The 18776-nt window shown below is 68.2% G+C and carries 21 protein-coding genes and 1 pseudogene; 7 read left to right on the top strand and 15 right to left on the bottom strand.

Going from position 1 to position 18776, the window contains the following annotated elements; genetic code table 11:
• The first annotated feature begins 28 nt into the window (after positions 1–28).
• From ACFXPL_RS33945 to ACFXPL_RS33935, 3 genes and pseudogenes are all read left to right on the top strand, one after another.
• A complete protein-coding gene (locus ACFXPL_RS33945; protein WP_384926931.1) occupies positions 29–694 on the top strand; it encodes an SDR family NAD(P)-dependent oxidoreductase in 666 nt (221 codons plus the stop codon).
• 207 nt (positions 695–901) lie between these two features.
• A pseudogene (locus ACFXPL_RS33940) lies at positions 902–1048 on the top strand (SDR family NAD(P)-dependent oxidoreductase); the annotation flags it as partial.
• A 43-nt stretch (positions 1049–1091) separates the two neighbouring features.
• Entirely contained in the window at positions 1092–1622 is a 531-nt protein-coding gene (locus tag ACFXPL_RS33935) for an SDR family NAD(P)-dependent oxidoreductase (protein ID WP_384926945.1), read from the top strand.
• Between the two features lie 124 nt (positions 1623–1746).
• On the opposite strand, the gene ACFXPL_RS33930 is transcribed toward ACFXPL_RS33935, so the two are convergent.
• The 13 genes from ACFXPL_RS33930 to ACFXPL_RS33870 all read right to left on the bottom strand — a co-directional run bounded on the left by ACFXPL_RS33930 (position 1747) and on the right by ACFXPL_RS33870 (position 12346).
• Positions 1747–2460 (bottom strand): hypothetical protein, encoded by a 714-nt coding sequence (locus ACFXPL_RS33930; RefSeq protein WP_384926929.1) that lies wholly within the window; start codon positions 2458–2460, stop codon positions 1747–1749.
• Positions 2461–2528: 68 nt separating this feature from the next.
• On the bottom strand, positions 2529–2861 hold the full coding sequence (locus tag ACFXPL_RS33925) for a hypothetical protein (protein ID WP_384926927.1): 333 nt from the start codon (positions 2859–2861) through the stop codon (positions 2529–2531).
• A 104-nt stretch (positions 2862–2965) separates the two neighbouring features.
• The gene (locus ACFXPL_RS33920; RefSeq protein WP_384926925.1) at positions 2966–3304 is read right to left on the bottom strand and encodes a cupin domain-containing protein; all 339 of its coding nucleotides are present in this window, start codon (positions 3302–3304) and stop codon (positions 2966–2968) included.
• A 921-nt stretch (positions 3305–4225) separates the two neighbouring features.
• Positions 4226–5356 (bottom strand): serine hydrolase domain-containing protein, encoded by a 1131-nt coding sequence (locus ACFXPL_RS33915; protein WP_384926923.1) that lies wholly within the window; start codon positions 5354–5356, stop codon positions 4226–4228.
• Between the two features lie 150 nt (positions 5357–5506).
• Complete coding sequence (locus ACFXPL_RS33910; RefSeq protein WP_384926921.1) at positions 5507–6328, bottom strand: DUF4185 domain-containing protein; 822 nt, start codon at positions 6326–6328, stop codon at positions 5507–5509.
• A 300-nt stretch (positions 6329–6628) separates the two neighbouring features.
• Entirely contained in the window at positions 6629–7135 is a 507-nt protein-coding gene (locus ACFXPL_RS33905) for a helix-turn-helix domain-containing protein (protein WP_384926919.1), read from the bottom strand.
• A complete protein-coding gene (locus tag ACFXPL_RS33900) occupies positions 7132–7293 on the bottom strand; it encodes a hypothetical protein (RefSeq protein WP_384926917.1) in 162 nt (53 codons plus the stop codon). The genes ACFXPL_RS33905 and ACFXPL_RS33900 overlap by 4 nt, the downstream gene beginning before the upstream one ends.
• 43 nt (positions 7294–7336) lie before the next feature.
• The gene (locus ACFXPL_RS33895) at positions 7337–7624 is read right to left on the bottom strand and encodes a hypothetical protein (protein WP_384926915.1); all 288 of its coding nucleotides are present in this window, start codon (positions 7622–7624) and stop codon (positions 7337–7339) included.
• Positions 7621–8208 carry an HD domain-containing protein gene (locus ACFXPL_RS33890; RefSeq protein ID WP_384926913.1) on the bottom strand — a complete coding sequence of 196 codons (588 nt, stop codon included), beginning with the start codon at positions 8206–8208 and terminating at the stop codon, positions 7621–7623. Before ACFXPL_RS33890 ends, ACFXPL_RS33895 begins: the two co-directional genes overlap by 4 nt.
• 203 nt (positions 8209–8411) lie before the next feature.
• Positions 8412–9038 (bottom strand): helix-turn-helix domain-containing protein, encoded by a 627-nt coding sequence (locus ACFXPL_RS33885; protein ID WP_384926911.1) that lies wholly within the window; start codon positions 9036–9038, stop codon positions 8412–8414.
• 64 nt (positions 9039–9102) lie between these two features.
• On the bottom strand, positions 9103–10776 hold the full coding sequence (locus ACFXPL_RS33880; RefSeq protein ID WP_384926909.1) for an FAD-dependent oxidoreductase: 1674 nt from the start codon (positions 10774–10776) through the stop codon (positions 9103–9105).
• Between the two features lie 196 nt (positions 10777–10972).
• Complete coding sequence (locus tag ACFXPL_RS33875; RefSeq protein ID WP_384926907.1) at positions 10973–11566, bottom strand: carbonic anhydrase; 594 nt, start codon at positions 11564–11566, stop codon at positions 10973–10975.
• Positions 11567–11746: 180 nt separating this feature from the next.
• A complete protein-coding gene (locus tag ACFXPL_RS33870; protein ID WP_384926905.1) occupies positions 11747–12346 on the bottom strand; it encodes an HD domain-containing protein in 600 nt (199 codons plus the stop codon).
• Positions 12347–12461: 115 nt separating this feature from the next.
• On the opposite strand from ACFXPL_RS33870, the gene ACFXPL_RS33865 reads away from it, so the two are divergent.
• The gene (locus ACFXPL_RS33865) at positions 12462–13418 is read left to right on the top strand and encodes a GlxA family transcriptional regulator (protein ID WP_384926903.1); all 957 of its coding nucleotides are present in this window, start codon (positions 12462–12464) and stop codon (positions 13416–13418) included.
• A 1011-nt stretch (positions 13419–14429) separates the two neighbouring features.
• Here ACFXPL_RS33865 and ACFXPL_RS33860 read toward each other — a convergent pair.
• Complete coding sequence (locus ACFXPL_RS33860) at positions 14430–15284, bottom strand: NAD-dependent epimerase/dehydratase family protein (RefSeq protein ID WP_384926901.1); 855 nt, start codon at positions 15282–15284, stop codon at positions 14430–14432.
• A gap of 136 nt (positions 15285–15420) precedes the next feature.
• On the opposite strand from ACFXPL_RS33860, the gene ACFXPL_RS33855 reads away from it, so the two are divergent.
• Positions 15421–16269: a helix-turn-helix transcriptional regulator gene (locus tag ACFXPL_RS33855; RefSeq protein WP_384926899.1), complete on the top strand. Its 849-nt coding sequence runs from the start codon at positions 15421–15423 to the stop codon at positions 16267–16269.
• Positions 16270–16376: 107 nt separating this feature from the next.
• The gene (locus ACFXPL_RS33850) at positions 16377–16757 is read left to right on the top strand and encodes a hypothetical protein (RefSeq protein WP_384926897.1); all 381 of its coding nucleotides are present in this window, start codon (positions 16377–16379) and stop codon (positions 16755–16757) included.
• 330 nt (positions 16758–17087) lie between these two features.
• Here ACFXPL_RS33850 and ACFXPL_RS33845 read toward each other — a convergent pair whose 3' ends face one another.
• Positions 17088–17453 carry a YybH family protein gene (locus ACFXPL_RS33845; RefSeq protein ID WP_384926895.1) on the bottom strand — a complete coding sequence of 122 codons (366 nt, stop codon included), beginning with the start codon at positions 17451–17453 and terminating at the stop codon, positions 17088–17090.
• Between the two features lie 98 nt (positions 17454–17551).
• Here ACFXPL_RS33845 and ACFXPL_RS33840 point away from each other — a divergent pair, with 98 nt between their 5' ends.
• Entirely contained in the window at positions 17552–18439 is an 888-nt protein-coding gene (locus ACFXPL_RS33840) for a LysR family transcriptional regulator (RefSeq protein ID WP_384926893.1), read from the top strand.
• The last annotated feature ends 337 nt before the right edge of the window (positions 18440–18776 follow it).

Genomic DNA, 18776 nt, shown 5'->3' with positions numbered 1-18776 from the left:
AACACCCCGCCTACTGCAAGGAGTTCGCATGCCCACCATCGCCATCGTCGGAGCCGGCCCGGGACTGGGCCTGTCCATAGCCCACGTCTTCGGAAGCCACGGCTTCGACGTCGCCCTCGTCTCCCGCAACAAGGACAAGCTCGACGCCCTGGTCATCGAACTCACCGAGGCCGGGATCACCGCGGAGGGCTTCCCCGCCGACGCGGGCGACACCGCCCAGCTCACCGATGCGCTCCAGGCCGCGACCGGGCGGTTCGGACGGATCGACGTCCTGGAGTTCTCACCCCACGCGGGCCTGGCCCTGACTTCGCCCAAGGACGTCACCGTCGACACCCTGCGCCCGCAGATCGACTCCCTTCTTTTCGGCGCGGTCGCGGCCGTCCGGGCGGTGCTCCCCGGGATGCTTGAGGCCAAGGCGGGCACTCTGCTGTTCACCACCGGCGGCGGCGCGATCAACCCGTACCCGATGCTCGCCGACGCCAACATCGCCCAGGCCGGGCAGCGGAACTGGGCGATCAACCTCCACAACACCCTCGCCGTCGACGGCATCTACGTGGCCAACGTGGCCATCAACCTCATGATCGGCGCTCACGCCCCCGCAGGCGTCCCCCACCGCGCGCCCTCCGAGATCGCTCTCGACTACTGGAAACTGCACACCACCCGCGAGCAGGCCGAGCACTTCATCGGCGGCTGACCTCCGGCACACTGACAACGGGTCGCCACCGCACGCGCTGCCGGAGAAGGCCGGCGGCCACCCCGGCCGTCTGCGGGAAGGCGGCTGCCCCGGCCCTTCCCGAAGCATCGCGAAGACCGTCCCCACCGTTGGGGGCGCGCTGTGCCTGTCGTCTGTACGGGACGTCGAGCAATACGTGGCCCACCCCGGCTTCGCCGACACCTCGGCATGGCAGGAACCACCATGCCCCCGCCCACTGCACCCCGGCCGCCGGCCTTCGTCACCGGCGCCTCCAACGGCATCGGCACGGAGATCGCCCGGGAACTCGCCGGCCGCGGCTACGACATCATCGGCACCGGCCGCAGCGACTCCGTGGACACCATCTCCGAACAACTTCGCGCCCTGGGCGCCACCGTCCATCCGTTCCGCGCGGACCCGGGGCACCTACGACGGCGTCGAAGACCTCTGGAAGCAGGTCCAGCCGATCGCGAGGCCCCTGGACATCGCCGTACTCAACGCCGGCGTCAGCATCGGCGGCGCCTTCGCCACCGACACCGGCCTGGAGGAGGAACCCAACCCCATCGCCCTGAACATCAACGCCATCGTCCACCTCGCCAAGCGCGTGGTGCCCGGCACGCCGGCCCGCGGCCGGGGCCGCATCCTGATCACCTCGTCCATTCCCCGCCACCACACCCACCCCCTACGAGACCGTCCACGGGCCCTCGAAGGCGTTCGGCTACTCCTTCGCCGAGTCCCTGCGCGAAGAGCTCCGCGGCAGCGGAGTCACCGTCACCGCGCTGCTGCCGGGCGCCACCGACAGCGACTTCCACGCCCGCGCCGGCATGGGACAGACCGCCATCGGCAAAGGCCGGAAGAACGACAAGAGGCTCGTTGCCGAGCAGGGCGTCGACGCCCTCGTCGCCGGGAAGGACCACGTCGTCGGAGGTGACCGCGCCACCAAGCGACAGGCCCTCCTCCACCGCTTCCTGCGCCCAGAACACGCGCGGCGCGCCGCCCCGGCGGAGCGCCTGTACGTGGACGGTGTCGGCCTGGCGGTGGCGTTCGGCCCGGTTTCAGCCGTTGCCGGGCGGGGAAGGCGGGCGCGGCATGCGGCGTCGTTCGTATCTGGGGACGGGCCGGCTGGGGCGGATGACCACGGTGGGCGGTCCTTTCTGCCGGCGTCGTGCCTGGCCCTGGCAGAACAGACACTGGGGCCCGCCAGGGGCTGTGGGGTCGACGGGAGCTCCGGGGTGCTGGGCGCATCCCGAGCTGTTGCGGGGGCGGGAGAGTTCCCGGGCGACGACGAATGCCGCGTGCGTGAGATCGCCCAGATGCACGAACGTCTCGTCCTCGGACCGGTAGTTGATCTCCGCCGCCAGGTCATTGATCTGCGCCATGGTCTGCGCGAGGACGGCGTGGTCGTAGGGCGGGGGCGGGACGGCCCAGTTGTGGCGCGGGGTCCGGGGTGCCGCTTTCACATCCGGCCGGCCGGTGCGGCGGTGGCTGTTGCACAGGAGGCAGCGTCCCCAGCCGGCGGGGGCTTCGGTGTCGACGGCGCCCTTCGGATGCAGATCGCAGCCGGTCGCGTTGCGGTCCGGGGCCAGGTTCCGGGCGACGTTGAACAGCGCGTACAGGCTGTCGGCGATCTCCTCGTACTCGGTGGGGTCGGCGGGCACCTGGAGCGCGCCGATGAGTTCCCCGACACCCGCGAGCCTGGAGTAGAGCTCGTTCAGCAAGAAGGGCCTGCCGGTGGGGACGCGATAGGCGGAATGGTCAACGGAATCCACGGAACCCACTATGTCGTGAAGTGCCCCACCGCCGCCCGCTTTTCACCCGATCGGGTGTCCGTCGGAGGTCACGGCTGCGCGGGCGGCGGGGCCCGGGCCGGCAGAGTGCGGGATCCGGTGCGGTACGCGTGCGGATCCACTTCCAGCCGGCCTCGACCGTCAGGGGGGTCCCTGCGCAGGAGTACGAGGGTGGGCTTGTGCACGTCGGTCATCACCATTCCGGGGTGGTCGACATGGCGCCACTCGGGCAGGTGGAGGGAGAGATCGGGGGCAGCGAGGACATCGCCGCCGCCCGCGAGATGACCGTGTGGGACAGCAATCCGGAGCCGCCGGCCGCCCTCCCGCCCGACCCGACGCGGATCGGCCGGAATGGGCTCAAGGAGCGGCGCGGGACTCGCCACCCGCTACGACAAGTCCCCGACCAGCTACCTCGCCGGACTCCGCCTACACGGCGCGGTCATCCGGCTGCGTAGCCTCCGCCGGGGACCGGAAGTCGGCACACGCTCTACGGCCGGTAGCGGATCTCCAACATCACGCAGCCTCCGGTTGTCCGGTACGGGCCGTGTTCCATGCCCGGGGGCCGGGCCGCGAAGTCTCCGGCACGGAAGGTCTGATCGAGGGTCAGGTCGTGCAGGTCGCCTTCGAGCAGATGGACCTCCTCGACCCACTCGTGCCGGATCACGCCGGAGAGCGAGGTGTCGAGGCCGGGCTCCCAGCGCACCAGTCGGGTCAGCACCTCCGGATCAGCCTCGTCCCTGCTCAGAATCCTTTCGGCGGTCCCGGGCTGCGGCCCGGTGCGCCACTGCATGGTGTCCGGTGAAAAGAATTCCCGCTCGTTCTTCATGACGGTGACCTTCTGTAAGCAGTGAGGAGTAAGGAGCCGGGGCGGCCGGATTCCGCTGGAAGCGTGACGTACGGGGGCGGAGGTTGCAACATTCGCGTCTGCGGCGGTCCCGCCCACGGGCCCAGGGCTGTTCCGGCATGCCGGGACGCCGACCTGAGAGTAGTGCGTTCACCTGCCACGTCACGCAGGTCCCGAGACGGACCTCGCTGACCGTGCGCCTCAGGGGTGACAACCGTCCACCGGCGCCGGGTGGCGAGTCGTCGGTCCGCGCGGGCGCAGACCGACGCCGTGTCCCGGTATGCCCGGACCCCGGCCGAAGAGGGCCAACGCCCCACGAGGGACCGGGCCTGGTACTGGGTGAACTGGGTGGTGTGTGCCTTTTCGAGTGCCACAGGTGCCCGGGGCGTTCCTTCACGCACCGCTACGACCGCCCGTGACGAACGAGGGCCCTGCCTTGGTTTCGAGTTCACGGATCGTCGGCGCCCGCGGGCTTGCGGTGGCGACATCGCGCTGCTCGACTCCAGCGAGGTGTCTCGCACGCCGCGAGTGCACTCAGCGGCTCCCGTCGGTCGCCCCGGTTTCACGGCGTCTCGCAGGAATCTGGAGGGAATCGCCGACGCCCTCGACGTTGTCCAGGCGCTCGGCGCCCTCGGCCAAGCCCTGAGGTGACACATAGGGAACGCTATGCGCCGGTGTCCTGCGCGGGAGATCCGTCGTCGAACTTTCGGGGGGGGGCTTCTTGCCGACTGACCTCGGTCCCGGTGCCGTGAGGATGTGGGCCGGCGGCGTGGCATCCGGACGGCACCGGATGCCACGCGGACAGCGGGCGGAGCGCCGCTCACTCCGGGCGGACGACAACTGCGGCGACGCCGCGAGCCGGCGTGCCAGGTGTCGCACGGCGACGGCAGCGCGCCGACATGCTCAGCTCTGGTCCTCGCAGAGAGCCGTGTCCAGCACCGTGGCCATCTGCTGGGCCGGTGGATTGGTACCGAGAAACGCGTTGGTCATCACCGAGGCACGCCGGCCGTCCTTGGTGACGAGGGTCTGGGAGTGGTAACCGGCAACACCGCCGTTGTGCCCCCACGCCTCGCCGCCGCACGACAGGGCGGTCCTGAAGACTCCGAGGCCGTAGATGCCGCCGGTGACGTCCGGGGCCTTCTCCATCTCCTCCAGCGCCGCCGCTGACACGACGCGTCCGGCCGTCAGGGCCTGGTAGAAGGTGCCGAGGTCCTCCAGCGTCGAGATCATCGCCCCGGCGGAGCTGAAGACGGACGGGTCGTAGGAGATGACCGGGGTCCAGAAGTAGAACGATCCGATGCGTACGCCGTGGTAGCCGTTCACCGCCGGGGCGGGCAGGGCGCGGTTGCCGGGGGCGGGGAAGACGGTCCGCGCCAGGCCGAGGGGCTCGATGATCCGGCTGGTGACGGCCTTGTGGACCGGCGCGCCCGTCAGCTTCTCGATGAGCATGCCCAGAATCAGGTAGTTCGTGTTCGAGTACGTGAAGCCGGCGCCGGGCGCGGAGACCGGGGACCGCTTCAGACCTTCCTTCACCAGGGTGGCCAGTTTGTACGTGCCGTCCGGTTCGGCCAGGCCGAGGGAGACCATCGGGTCGTAGGCCGCGATTCCGCCGGTGTGCTGGAGAAGGTGCCGCACGGTGATGCGGGTGCCGTCGTAGCCGTTGCCGGTGACGGTGCCCGGCAGGTAGGTGTCGATGTCCGTGTCCAGCGAGACCCTCCCTTCGTCGACCAGTTGCAGGACGGTCGCAGCCGTGAAGGTCTTGGTCTGGCTGCCGATGCGGAAGTGCTCGTCGGACTGGATGGACTTGGTGGTGTTGATCGTGCCGGTCCCGGCGGACAGCGTCCAGGACGTGGTGCCGTCGCCCGCGTGGACGGCGGCGCCGGGGCCCGCGGCGGCCTGCAGTGTGTTCAGCGCCGTGCGCGTGGCGGGGTGCTCGTCGGCCGGGGTGGCGTGTGCCGCTGCCGTCGGCAGCATGACGAACGCCGCGACCGCCGCGCCGATGACGGTGGGGAGCAGCTTCTCGCTGTGCTTCATTCTGTTCTCCTCAGGTCTGGAGGAAAGAGCCTTGAACGGAAGGGGAAGATGGGGTTGAGCGGACTGTCCGCTAAGCGTTGAATTCATCGAACTGCGGTACCCGGTAGGACGGTTGGTGCAGAGCGCCGGGCCACTGGAAGACCATGAGCGTCAGCGAGGCCGGGCTCGCGCTGCCCGGGTGGATGTGGCCGCCGTACAGGTCGGGGACCTGTGGCTTGCCCCGGTGGCCCGGCGGCAGCAGGTTGTCACCGACGATCTGCTGCTTGGGCGCGCTCCACACACGGCGTCGGGCGGCGCCGCGGTCCTGGTGCGGATCGAGTGGTCGGTGATGTCGAAGTAGCTCATGCGGTACCGGTCGCGGATGCGCTTGCCGGCCCAGTGGTACGGGCGGTAGCGCCAGGTGGCACCGTGGTCGTCCGTGTAGGCGACGCCGGACATCAGGGATCCGTCGTGGCCCGCGGGCGGCTCCCGGGTGCCGACGGAGGTGTACTGGATGTACGTGCGCCCGCCGAACTCGACGCAGTCGTCGGGGATCCTGCTGACTTCGTGACCGAACCCGTTGTCCGCGTCGGTCCGGTAGGCGAACAGTCGCCTGGCCTGGCCGCCGGTGGGCATCGCCCAGGTGAACGAGACGGGGGTCGCGCCCGAGGCGTCGAAGCCCGGCCGGCACGGCATCAGCGGCGAGCCGAGGTAGTCGCCGTACTGCCGCGTGCCGGACCACGTGTCGCCGAAGACATAGCCCCAGGTGCCGTCGTGTTCACGGTGGTACGGGATGCCGAGGTCGCTGGAGGTCACGCCCTGGGCGGCGGCCGAGTCGCCGGGCCCGTCGCACAGGGGCGTGCCGCGCCGCGCGGCCCAGGCGGGGGCGACCGGTGCGGCGCCGGCCAGGCCGAGGGCGAGGCCGCCGCCGGCCCTGAGAACGGCACGGCACGGGACCGGGGGCCGGCGGTCCGGGCAGGACGGTTCGGGCATGGCTCTTCCTCCGGAGGACGGGGGTAGGACCCGCGGTCGGTGCGTCGGCGCGCGCCGCGCCGGTGGCCGGCGGGGCGGCGAACGCGAGGGCCGTGCCGAACGCGGTGAGGCGGAGGGGCGTCATCGGGATCCCTTTGTCGAGAAGTGCGCGCGGCGGGACGTGGAGCCGCCGTCCGGATGCCCTGATGCTGGTGCCCTGACCGCTCATGGGACAGGTCATGCCACCGGCCATTTGTGACCGGCCGCCATGGGACGCCCACTGCCCGTGCCGCCGCGTCCACGGGCGTTACGCCTCCGAGGTCAGAGGGCGTCGGCCCCAGGAACCGCCCGGCCGATCGTGCCGGGCCGATCGGCAGGACGTCCCTGGGGAGCGGGACGACGGCCGGTGCGCAGTCGTCGCGCTGCCCGCGGAGCGGCCCTGCGAGGTGGCGCCGTGGCCGACGGGCCCCGCCAGGCTGTCACCGGGCAGGGCGGCGGAGGCGGGCCGGGATACGGATCGGGTACGTGGCCCGGTTGGGGCTCCGGTTCGGATACGGCTGCTCCGAAGGCGGGTCCGCCGCGCGGCACGGCGATGGTGGCTGCCAGGTGGCGGCGATCCCCGGCTCCGAGGCCGACGGCGTCCGCGAGCAGATACACCTTCCCCGTGCGGCGGTTCGTGGACCCGCCGCTCTCCAGTCGGCGAATGGTGCGCACGCCGGCCCCGGACCGCTCGGCCACCTGTTCCTGCGTCAGGCCCGCCTCGTCGCTTTCCTGACCGGCATGGTGCCGACCGTGCTGACAGGCTCGCGGAGTGGGGCTGGATGTCACCGGGACGTGTACGCGGCCTGTACCGGCGTTGATCGGAGCCGGCCCGTCGAGGCCCCGGCCGGGGCGATGTCGGCCGACTCGGGCTCGGGCACGCTGCCAGGCGCCGGGATCCGCAGGGTGCGCAGGGTGCGCAGGGTGCGCACGACCGTACTGCTCACCGCCTTGTTGCCAGCTTCGATGACCCGGCTCTCGCCTCGGCGGTCAGGCGCTGTTCGGTGCTGGTGGTAGCGGTGCGTGGTGAGGGCAGGCTTCGAACGCCCGGATCGCCGGCCCTGCGAAGCGTCGGGAGGCCGCGACCTGGGTGGCGTGGATCCCCTTGTTGGCCATGAGTACGAGAATGAGGTCGTCCAGGACGGGCCCGTCGACCGAAGTCTCCGTCCCGGTGATGCAGGACGTGCGACCCGAGGCGGCAAACGCGATGGTGTCCGCGATCTCGGAAACCTGGCCGATGGATCCGAGGGCGAGGACGCTCGGCTGCCCGGAATTCACTCGCCGGCCCGTCGCCGGCGCAGCAGCTCGGCTGCGATCGAGTAGGGCGGTGCCGCGGCCCGGGAGCGGGCGGCATGTTCGACGATCGCGTCCTGGACGAAGCGGTCGTCGGCGGGTCGGGGGTATGTGGCGTAGATCGGCTGGAGCATCGCGGCATCGAGGTCGGTGAAGAGGCCGGCGTCGGTGAAGACACCTTTGTGGGTCAGGTAGGTCAGCAGTCCGCGCCGGTGGGCAATGCCGAGGGAGGAGTGCAGGGCGATCGCTTCCCACACCCGGTCGGCATCCGCCGCGGCGATGCCGTGCTCGGTCAGCACGGATGCCGCCAGATCAGCGCCTTCCACTTCGAAGCGGGCCTGGCCGGCCGCGAGGGTGCCCAGCCCCAGATCGTGCATCACGCAGGCGGCGAAGAGCAGGTTCTCGTCGTAGGCCGCGTCGTTCAGGCAGCCTTCCTGCTCGGCCAACAGGCGGGCGAACAGGAAACTGCGGATGCTGTGGTCGGCGATCGGCGTGCTCTCCGACTTCTGTACGAGGTCGAGGCTCGCATGGGCCAGCCGGCTCGTGGGCAGGGCAAATGTGTCGTTCATGCCGCGACCGTATGAGGGTGGGGCAAGGACGAGAAGTGGCCCGAGTGCCGTACACCGCCAGGATCGGGTCACGATGCCGACGAATCGATCAGCACCAGGTGGCGGTCCTCGTCCCGCCGGGTGCGTCGGCGACTCCCGCCGATGTGTGAGCGATCGGACCAGGGAGCGCACCGCGCCTTGTCCTACGACTTCGGCCGACGGCTTCAGCGGGCGGCCCGGGCCGGGCGGTACCGGCTGCGGAAGGTGGTTGGTGTGGTGCCGGTGCGCTGGACGAAGTACTTGACGAAGTTGCTGGTGTCGAGGAAGCCGAGACGGGCCCCGATGCCCGCGACGGGTTCGTCGCCGTGGGCGAGGAGGCGTTTGCCCTCCAGCACGACGCGCCGGTCGATGAACTCCTTGGCGCCGACACCCGCGGCGGCGACCGCGGCCCGGGTCAGGGTGCGCGGCGAGTATCCGAGGGCGCGTGCGTAGTGCCCGACGTCGCGGGCACGGGTGAAATCGCGGCGGGCGGAGACCTGCGACATGTTCACGATCGCCTGGACCCCGTTCTCCTCCGACGCCAGGGCCACGTTCGCCGTCGCGTCCATCAGGCCCGGAAGGATCGGATAGGTGAAGTACAGGGCATCGATGCCCTTCGTCGCCTCCGCCAGGGAGCCGAGGTGGAGGACGTCGCCCTCCACGGTCTGCGCCCCGAGGCCGGCAAGCCTCTCGGAGCGCTCATCGACTCGGCGGACCAGTGCGCGGACGCGGTGCCCGCGCTGGAGCAGCAGTTCGGCGGTGTCGCCACCGGTCTGGCCGGTCGCCCCGATCACCAGAAGGTTATGTTTCATGACTTTCCCGGAATCTGTCGTGGGCACGGTCACGCAGCACCTGGCCAGAAGGTGACGTCGAACGCTACAACCGTGCACCGATCACCTGGTGGACCGAAGATATGGCGCTCGCCCCTTCACCGACCGCGGCGGCTACGCGCTTGGTGGACCCGTAGCGCACGTCCCCGACCGCAAAAATACCCGGAACACTTGTCTCAAATGGAAGTGGATCACGCCCGAGTATCTCCCACTGCCGCCCTAGATTCTCATCGGGGATGTGACTTCCTGTGCATATGAATCCCTTTCCGTCGGTACAACAACATCCGTTCAGCCAGCCAGAAGCCGGGTATGCACCGATGAAACAGAACAGTCCACAGCATGACACCACAGTTTCTTCGTGATGTGACGAGTTCGTCAGCCGAATCGCTTCAAGAGAAGCTCCTCCTTGAAGCTCTGTGACTTCTGTCGACGCATGCACCGCAATCCGAGGGTGGACAGAAATCCTATTTATCAGATAGGAGGACATGCGGGCGGAAAGATCTTCCCCCCGGACCACCAGATTCACCATGCACCCTCGACCGGCCAGGAAAAGGGCAGCCTGTCCGGCCGAGTTGGCGCCGCCTACGACGGCCACTTCTTTTCGGGCACAGGAGCGCGCCTCCATCTCCGTCGCCGCATAGTAAATACCGGCGTGCTCGAACTCATTCCAACGGTCGATGGGGAGCGACCTGTAGCGTGCCCCCGTGGCGACGATGGCGGCCCTGGCGGGAATCTCAACACCGTCGGAGAGGAGAACGGTGAGTCGATCACCACTCGTCCGGATGGCCACTACCGTGCTAGGGCTGTAGATATTGGCACCGAACTTCAGCACCTGCGCCGATGCACGTCGGGTCAGCTCTGCTCCGCTGAGCCCTTGGGGAAATCCGAGGTAATTCTCGATGCGCGAGCTGGCTGCTGCCTGTCCACCAGGCCCAACAGTGTCCAACATGACCGTTGCGAGCCCTTCGGAGGAACCGTTGACGGTTGCCGCCAACCCTGCGGGACCGCCTCCGACGACCACGAGATCAACGTCCGCGCTCCGGCCCTTGCGATAAGAGAGGCCAAGTTTTGTGGCCAGTTCGGCCGGAGTGGCCTTCACCAGCTTTTCTCCAGGCAGAAGAACTGCCGGCAAGTCGTCGACGGAGAGTGCTGACACGTCCATCAGAAATTTCGCTTCGGAAGTATCGACGTCCAACCAGGAGTGAGGCAGCTCCAGTCGGGCAACGTACGTTCGAAGCGACATCGACTCAGCAGAGAATGAGCTTCCGATGATTTCGATGGTCTGGGCCGCCGCGTATTTCAGGATTGCACGGCGAGCCCTGAAGGCTGCCAATATGATGTCCGCGATTTCCGCCTCGGTCTCCATGAGGTTGCGAAAATTCTCTGCGGAAATCCGGTATATTCGGCTGCTGCGAACGGCCCGCGCAGAAAGAAACACAGTCTGCCCCGTGAGCAGGCCGAGTTCGCCCAGAAATGCACCGGGGCCGAATGTCGCAATCACCTCTTCGGGCGCGTCGGCTGTCGCCTCGCGCACCACCTCGACCTCACCGTCGTCGATGACGACAAGATCGTATGTCTTATCACCAATGCGGTGTATGACGTGACCTGCGGTGACGTCTTCGACAACGCCGAGATCGAACAAATGAACCAGTTGCCGTTGGCTGAGGGTCGGATATGCCAGGTCCTCAGAGACTCCGGGACCTGCGTCTGAACTGCTCATCGTGTCCCCCGGTAACCATCCGGTTCGGGAACCCGGTCGCGTACCCCATGCACCAGCGTATGTCCCGATGCCCTGGATCGGCCATCCGAGCCACCATTGCCTGGCTCTTGGCTCATCGGATCCCCGGCTCGAAACCAAACGCGGGTGCGGCCGAAGTCCACGAGGTCACCCTCCCGCCGCACCCGCGTACGGATTACTACGCGGACCCGGCGGGAACATCGCGAACGACCTCGGTCAGCTCGCCGGAACCGATGTCGTAGAAAAGGCCGTAGATCTCGATGTGCTTCGGAGTTCCCGGGCTGTTGCGGATCAGACTCACGTCGTAGTTGAGTGACTTTTCGAAGTCGGTGATGGAGATTCCGTCCCAGTCGTACAACGACGAGATGTCGGCGTGATGCTCATGTTTCCATGCAGCGGTGATCCCCTCCGCCGTGAAGGAGGTGGCGCCGCAGAATGAGTGGTGCACGACGGCAACCCGCTCGATTCCGAAGAGGTGTTGGGAGACCGTGATCGAGCGCAGAGCGTCCGTTGCACGTCCACCCCCGACGATGAGAGGGAACACCGTCGCCGTAGAACCTGTCTTTCTGCCCGCCTCGTCGAGAATGAGGTCGCCAGGATAGATTTCGTCACCGAAGTGATCGGACACGGCTTGCGCAGCATCGGCCGCGCGGGGATCGAAGCAATAGATGGCGATCGTCCTGACGGGAATCGAACTGGTGATGATCTCCCGGGCTGCCGGTTCACTGGAGTCCGACTGCCCCCGGAAAGTGAATTCAGAAAAACCAGACATACTCAACTCCGATTCTCGTGGTACAGCCCGGGAACTTTTCACACGAAAGCCCGGGATACAGAAAAATGCATGGAGGCGCAGAACCGCCTCCGTGAACTTGCGGTGGGCAATTCTGAACGAAGTGTGCCGACGGCGTCTCACGATTCCGGTTCTTCGCCTACTTCCCCCACGGGCCACTGGCTATGCCACGCTCCATGGTGGTGACTCCATCCGCCTCCCGCTCGCGCGCCAGATGGTAAGCGAGGGCGTAGGGGGGCGCGGCGGTCTCGGAGCGGGATCGTGGGCGATAACTTCGTCGGCGAAATGGCGGACCCACCCGAGCCGCGGGTAGGCGGAATGGATCTGCTCCTGTTCCCTGGCCGCGAGGTCGAAATGTTTGCCGAAGTCCATCCAGATGCCTTCGTAGGTGAGACGGGTCAGCAATCCCATTCGTTCGGGGATCTGCGGAGTGCTGTGAAGTGCGATGGCCTCCCAGACCCGGTCGACGTCCCGGGCGGGAATTCCGATACCGGTCAGCACTGCGGCGGCAAGGTCAGCGCCTTCCATCTCGAACCGGAGCCGGCCGGGTGCGTCGGGGCCTGTTCCCAGGTCGTGCATCACATGGGCGGCGAAGAGGAGTTCCTCGTCGTAGTCCGCGTCGTTCAGGAGGTCTTTGTGGGCGGCGAACAGACGGGCCCAGTAGAAACCGCGAATGCTGTGGTTGAGCACAGACGGTTGCACCGCAGCACGTGCCGCGGCGAGGCTTGCCCGCACCAGCGGCCCGGCGGGAAGAGCGAGCACCTCGTTCGACAGCCTCCCGAGAGGGCGGGGGTTTCGGTCATGAACTCGACGCTACGAGTCCGGACCTCCTGCGAAAAGTGGCACGGATGCCATCAAGCGCTAGAATCGTGCCACCATGACAAACAGACACCACGTCGCAGTGCTCGTACTGCCCGGTGTGCTCCCGCTCGAGTTCGGCACCGCGACGCAGATCTTCGCGATGGACCCCCACTACGAGCTGACCGTGTGCGGTGACACCGACACCGGCCTGGTGCCGGGGTGCGGCTTCGCGATCACCGTCGCGGCCGGCCTAGAGGCGCTGGATGACGCCGGCACCGTGATCATTCCGGGTTACGAGGACATCGACGCAGCCCTGTCGGCTGAGCTTCTGGCGGCGCTGTGCGCAGCTCACGCCGGAGGCGCCCGGCTCGTCTCCATCTGCACCGCGGCTTTCGCCCTTGCCGCAGCCGGGCTGCTCGACGGGCGCCCCGCGACCACACACTGGCGTCACGCCGAGCAACTGCGTCAGCGCTACCCACACGTCGATGTCCTGCCGAATCAGCTCTACGTCGACGACGGCGACATCCTCACGTCCGCCGGTGTGACCGCGGGAATTGACTTGTGCCTGCACCTGATCCGCACCGACCGCGGCGCTGCGGCGGCGAATACGCACGCGCGTGATCTTGTCGCGCCGCCACGGCGACGGGGAGGCCAAGCACAGTTCATCGGACAATTCCGTCCCGAAGCGAGCGGAGACACACTTGCACCCCTGCGGGAGTGGATGCTCGACAACCTCGCGAAGCCCCTGACCCTCAGCAACCTCGCAGAACGCGCGAATATGTCACGGCGGACGCTGATCCGCCGCTTCCACGAGGAGACCGGCGCTCCGCCCATGACCTGGCTGACCGACGCACGCATCGACCGGGCGCGCGAACTCCTGGAGGCGAGCACCGTGCCCGTCGAGCAGATCGGCCGCCTGTCCGGTCTCGGCGCTCCCGCTTCCTTGCGGGCCACATTCCATCGGCACCTTGGCACCTCCCCTCAGGAATACCGGACCCTGTTCCGCCACAAGGAGGACATGGCGGACGCATGACCGTCATGACTCCGCCGCATCCGAGGGTGGTGCGTTGATCACTTGAGGGTGCCATCCGCGTGCCGGGCCGGCATCGCCAGGTGGTTCGGGGGTCGACCGTCGCCGTGACGTGCCGTCCACCGGAAGCGCGGCCAGCGTGTACGAAAGCGTCGTGGCGCTCATCGTGCGAGCGTTTTCCAGCCAGGTGCCGGTCGGGGTCCGGACGGAGAGGGCCCATGCCGAGGGCGGCTGACCGTAGTTGAGCGTGAGTTTCTGGCCCTTGACCCCGGTGAAGGCACAGTGGCCGTGGCATCCCGCAGTGGTGATCTCCTACCGGCCGGGTGCCGCCTCCCACCGTGAGTGTCCCGCCGTCCACGTCCGGTATCAGCGCCGCAGTCAGCTTGCCGGTGGCTGGATAGAGGGGCCGCGCGTACAGGTAGTGTGTGCCACCGGCCGACGGAGCCCGCGGGGCCAGGCCGATGCCCGCGGTACCCACCGACCCGAGCGTCACCTCGCTGGTTGCGCCCGGTGCGAGATGGCTGACGTGCGGCCACGAGGTCAGGGGGGAACCGCTGAACATGACCGCCGCGCCGTCGCCCTCCGCCGCTTGGACGGTGTACCGGAGCTGGCGCCCGGGCCGGTCGATCTCACCGGTGACGGCCGTGCCCGATGCGGAGAGGTCCTGGGTGGCGGGCGCGGAGAACCGGAGAGACAGCGCGCCGGTCACCGGGGCATCGGGCGTCACCGTCAGGGTGTATTTCGTACCGGGGGTGAGCCCGGTGTCGTACGCGACGTCGTTGCTGTTCTTGGTCACGAGGGTGAGCAGGGTTCCGGTGCCGCCCGTCGGCCCGACCAGCCGCAGCCACGTCTGTTCCGGCACGGTGTTGTCGGTGACACCGAACCCGAGTGTTCCGTTGTCCGGTGCCGTGATTTCGGCCGTGGCGCCTTACCTGGTGGCGGTCGTGATCGGCGTGGCGGGGGACGGTGTTGGTGAGGCGGATCAGAGGGTGGAGCAACCTCGCGTGGTGACCGTCACAGGGCTCCGGCGTCCCGGGCCGTCCAGGCGCTCGGATAGATCGGCCGGAAGCCGAGCTCCCGGCGGATGCGCTGGTTGGACATGATCCCGAACCACGGGTCGGGATCCGTGAGTTCGTGGAGCCCGGCGGGCACCTCGACGCCGTTGAGCTGGTACAGATCGACCGTCGTGACAGGGGCGTCATCGGCGATGTTGTAGATCCGGCCGGCGATGCCCGGCGCGTACAGCAAACGCATCAGCCCCTGGGCGACGTCCGCGTGGTGGGCCATCTGCAGGCGCTGGTGCGGCGCCCAACCGACGGCCCAATGCAAGGAGTTGGCGAGGTGCGGGTCGCCCTCGCCGTAGACGAAGGGGAGCCGCCCGATGCGTACGTCCAGGCTCTTGAGCGCGAGCAGTTCACGCTCGGCCTCGGCCTTGGACTCGGGGTAGGCGCCCCACATCTCGCCGCCCGGTCGGCTCTCGTCCTCCTCGGTCAGCGGGCGGCCCCGTCCGACGCCGTACACATTGCCCGTGCTGACCTGCACGAACCGCTCCACACCGGAGGCCTGCGCGGCGCGGCCCAGGGCCACCGCGGCGTCCCGGTTGACGGCCCACGCCTCCTCGTCCGGCACCCCGCGGAAGGAGGCGGCGACGTTCACGACGGCGTCCACGCCGACGAGCGCCTTGCCGAGTGTCTCCTCGTCGCGCATGTCTCCTACGGCGACCTGGGCGCCCAGCTCCGCGAAGCGCTCACCGCGGGTTGCATCCCGTACCAGGACTCGCACCTGCTCGCCCGGCTGCCGCTGGGCCAGCAGCCGCGGCACGAAGCGGCGTCCGACCTGTCCCGTCGTACCAGTCACCAAAGTCAGCATGATGTGCTCCTCACGCACTGTGTCGCCTGTCGTTGATGACCAGCCTCGGCGGATGCGGGAACGATCGGGAGAGACCTCTTCATCAGGGGATCGGGAGTCCCTGGATAAGCCGGCCGGCCTCCCGCACCCTGGAGAGGTGAACCGAAGCGAACTCGCCGACTTCCTGCGCCGCGCTCGCGCCCGCCTGGACCCCTCCGACGTGGGCCTCACGGCCGGCGCCCGCCGCCGTACGCCGGGGCTGCGCCGCGAGGAGGTGGCCCAGCTGGCCGGTATGTCCGTGGACTACTACACGCGGATGGAACAGTCCCGGGGCCCGATCCCGTCCCGCCAGATGCTCACCGCGCTGGCACGCGCCCTGCGCCTGACGGAGGACGAACGCGACCACCTCTTCCACCTCACCGGTGAACAGCCGCCGCGTCGGGAGGCGATCAGCACGTACGTGCGTCCGGGCCTGCTCCTGGTGCTGGACCGGCTGCACGACACCCCGGCGATGGTGGTGACCGACTACGGCGAGGTCCTGGCCCAGAACGCGCTGTCACGGGCGCTGAGCGGAGACGTCCTCGCCCGCCCGCCTCAAGGACGCAACATGATCCGCCGTTTCTTCCTGGACCCGGCGGCCCAGGAGCTGTTCCCGCCCGAGGACCGCCCCGAGCGCGCCCGCGAGCAGGTCGCCGGCCTGCGAGCGGTGGCCTCGGCCCGCCCCACGGACCCCGAACCCTCCTCCCTCGTCGCCGAACTATGCTCCGCGAGCGAGGAGTTCGCCCGCCTCTGGGACGAACACGAGGTCGCCGTACGCCGCGCCGCCACGAAACGCTTCCGGCACCCTGCGATCGGCATCCTCGAACTCGACTGCGAGGTCCTCGTCAACTCCGACCACAACCAGCAGCTCGTCATCCACACGGCCCGCCCGGGCACGGAGTCATACCAGCGCTTGCAGTTGCTGCGGGTGGTGGGCTTGCAGGACCTGACGCCGACGAGCTCCTGAACGCCTGCGCGCCTTTCAAGTCCGCTGTCTGCCCACCGCACCTCGTCGGCGGCAGCGATCGGCAGGTCTGAGTACCGTGGGCCGGTGACCGCTTCCCGTCCGGCGGAGTGGGCGAGCAGCGGGATCGCGCGGTCGAACGCGGCACGCGGATAGGCAATGTGCTGATCGCGGATCTCAGCGGCGCGGTCGGGCGTGATGGCCATGATCGGATCTCCTGGAGAACAGGCTGTGGAACATCCCCGGTGACCAGCAGCGTCGCCGGGGATGTTCTCCAGGCCCTTCTTGGTGATCTTCTCGGTGCTGCTGAGGATCGCATCGATCGCGGCTGCACGGATCTGGTGCGAGTGCGCGCCAATCATCCCGCCGGTCCGGTCGTGGAGGAACCGGGCGAGCCGGGCGAGCGTGCCCGTCCGGTGACTGCGCAGGTGCAGGGTTTCTCCAGTGTCCTGACCAGGCCCTTCCATTCGGCGTTACAGGGGAAGGGGTGAGAGGGGATCAGTGTGAAGCGTCCGGCGGTCTGGGCCCTTCGGGTGCCGGTGAGCAGAGTGCTGTGCTCGACGTCGATGCCGGCGTAGACGAATGTGGCCGGGATGCGCTCGGAGAAGTACTTGAGGGTGTCGGCGACTTCGGTGCCGGTGCGACTGGTGAGCGAGCTGTTGTGGATCTCGTCGACCCTACCGACCGCAGGAGCTTGTGAACTGGCTCTGAACTGCGACGATTCGTAGACTACCTGTCCGCGACGGCGAGTTGGGGGCCATTGCTGTAGCTCGTCCGGGTGGTCTCATCGGATGGCTCGTCCACCGGGACGGTGGACGGGTTCAGCGGGTGGGTGGGACGAACTCGGGCTGGTCGAGCAGGCGCAACCAGCTTCCGTCAGGCTGGCGCCGGACGACCTGCGCCCGGGCGCCGACCCCGTCCTTCGGCGGGGTCGAGGTGAGGGCGATGTCGCCGCTGATCAGCGTCGGCAGTGGTTGTTCCGGCTCGAAGTGGGGGCGGTTGGCCAGCACCTTCTCCCATAGCGTACGAATCGCTTCCCGGCCCACCGTCCGGTCACCGGGCGGGTAGGCCATCACTGCATCCTCTTCGTAGAGTGCGGCGACCCCAGTCGCGTCACCGGCGTTGGATCGTTCAACGAACAAGCGGGTGATGTCTTCGGGGCGCATGGCCTTCTCGTATTCCGGCATGGTTCCTCCGTAACGTCGGGCTTCGGTGCCTCCTAGCGTGGTCGCCCGATAATCAGAAGTCCAACAGATGGATCTACTGGAAGCTAGAATTTCTAGTCATGGAGCTGAGGCAGCTGGAATACTTCATCGCCGTCGCTGAAGAACAGAACTTCACGCGGGCGGCCGAGCGGGTGCACATCAGCCAGTCCGGCGTCAGTGCTCAGATCCGCCAGCTGGAACGTGAACTGGGTGCCGAGCTGTTCGACCGGTCGGCGCGCACTGCCACCCTTACCGTTGCCGGAAAGGCTGCGCTCGAACACGCCCGCGCGGCGCTCGCCGCGGCTGGGGCGGTTGGCCAGGCGGTGGGTGAGGTGACCGAGCTGATCCGGGGTCGGCTCATGGTTGGGATGGTCATCGGCTGCACCCTCACGCCGCTGTTCGACGCACTCTCCGTGTTCCACCGGGCGCATCCCGGGGTGGAGATCTCACTGGTGGAGGACAATTCCGACCGGCTCGTCGAGGGGGTGCGCGCCGGCACCGTCGACCTGGCTCTCATCGGGACCGCAACCGCCACCCCCGACGAGCTGGAGGCGTTGACGATCATTAGTGAGCGGCTCGTCGTAGCAGTTCCGGCCGGGCACCCCTTGGCGAAACATCGGAGGGTCACTCTGCGCGACGTGGTCGCGCACCCGATCGTGTGCATGCCACCCGGCACCGGCCTGCGCACAGTATTCGACCGTGCTTGCGCCGCACAGGGCCTCCGACCCGCGATCGCCTTGCAAGCCAGCGCCGCGGATGCCATTGCCGACCTCGCCGCCCGCGGACTCGGCGTCGCCATCCTCAGCGATTCGATGGCCGCGAGCCATCACGACCGGCTCACCGCCCGCACTGTCGACGACGTCGAAACACCCGCCCTGCTCGCCCTGATCTGGAAGAGCGCGCACAGCCCTGCGGTGCGTGAGTTGCTTGTGCACAGCCGGCAGGCATTCAAGCCCGACCCTCGGTAGCAGGAAAACCCTGCAACATCCGATGTGGCTAATGGGCCTGCTTGGGCTGCGCCAGCAGACGGCTGTGGAGTGGTCAGCGGGACAGGGTCACATTATACGTGCAGCCACCATGACGGCTCACGGAAGGGCGGTTCAGGGGCTCGAAGGTGGTCGAAAGGAGTGCTATCCGGGACGCGTAGTTCGGGCTGACTTGGCGGTGCGGTGCTGACTTGGTGCTGACTACGCTCCGCTGAAGTAGGACATTGAGCTGTACTGAGTTTCGTAGAGTCCGGTGATCTTGGCTCAGGCGGACTGCGGGACTTGTTCCAGGCTCTGCCAGAAGTCCCGTTCGTACTCG

The organism is Streptomyces sp. NPDC059092 (assembly GCF_042756365.1).
Classification (GTDB): Bacteria; Actinomycetota; Actinomycetes; order Streptomycetales; family Streptomycetaceae; genus Streptomyces.
The sequence above is the reverse complement of the archived record's forward strand: the minus strand, read 5'-3'. Positions and strand labels throughout refer to the sequence as shown.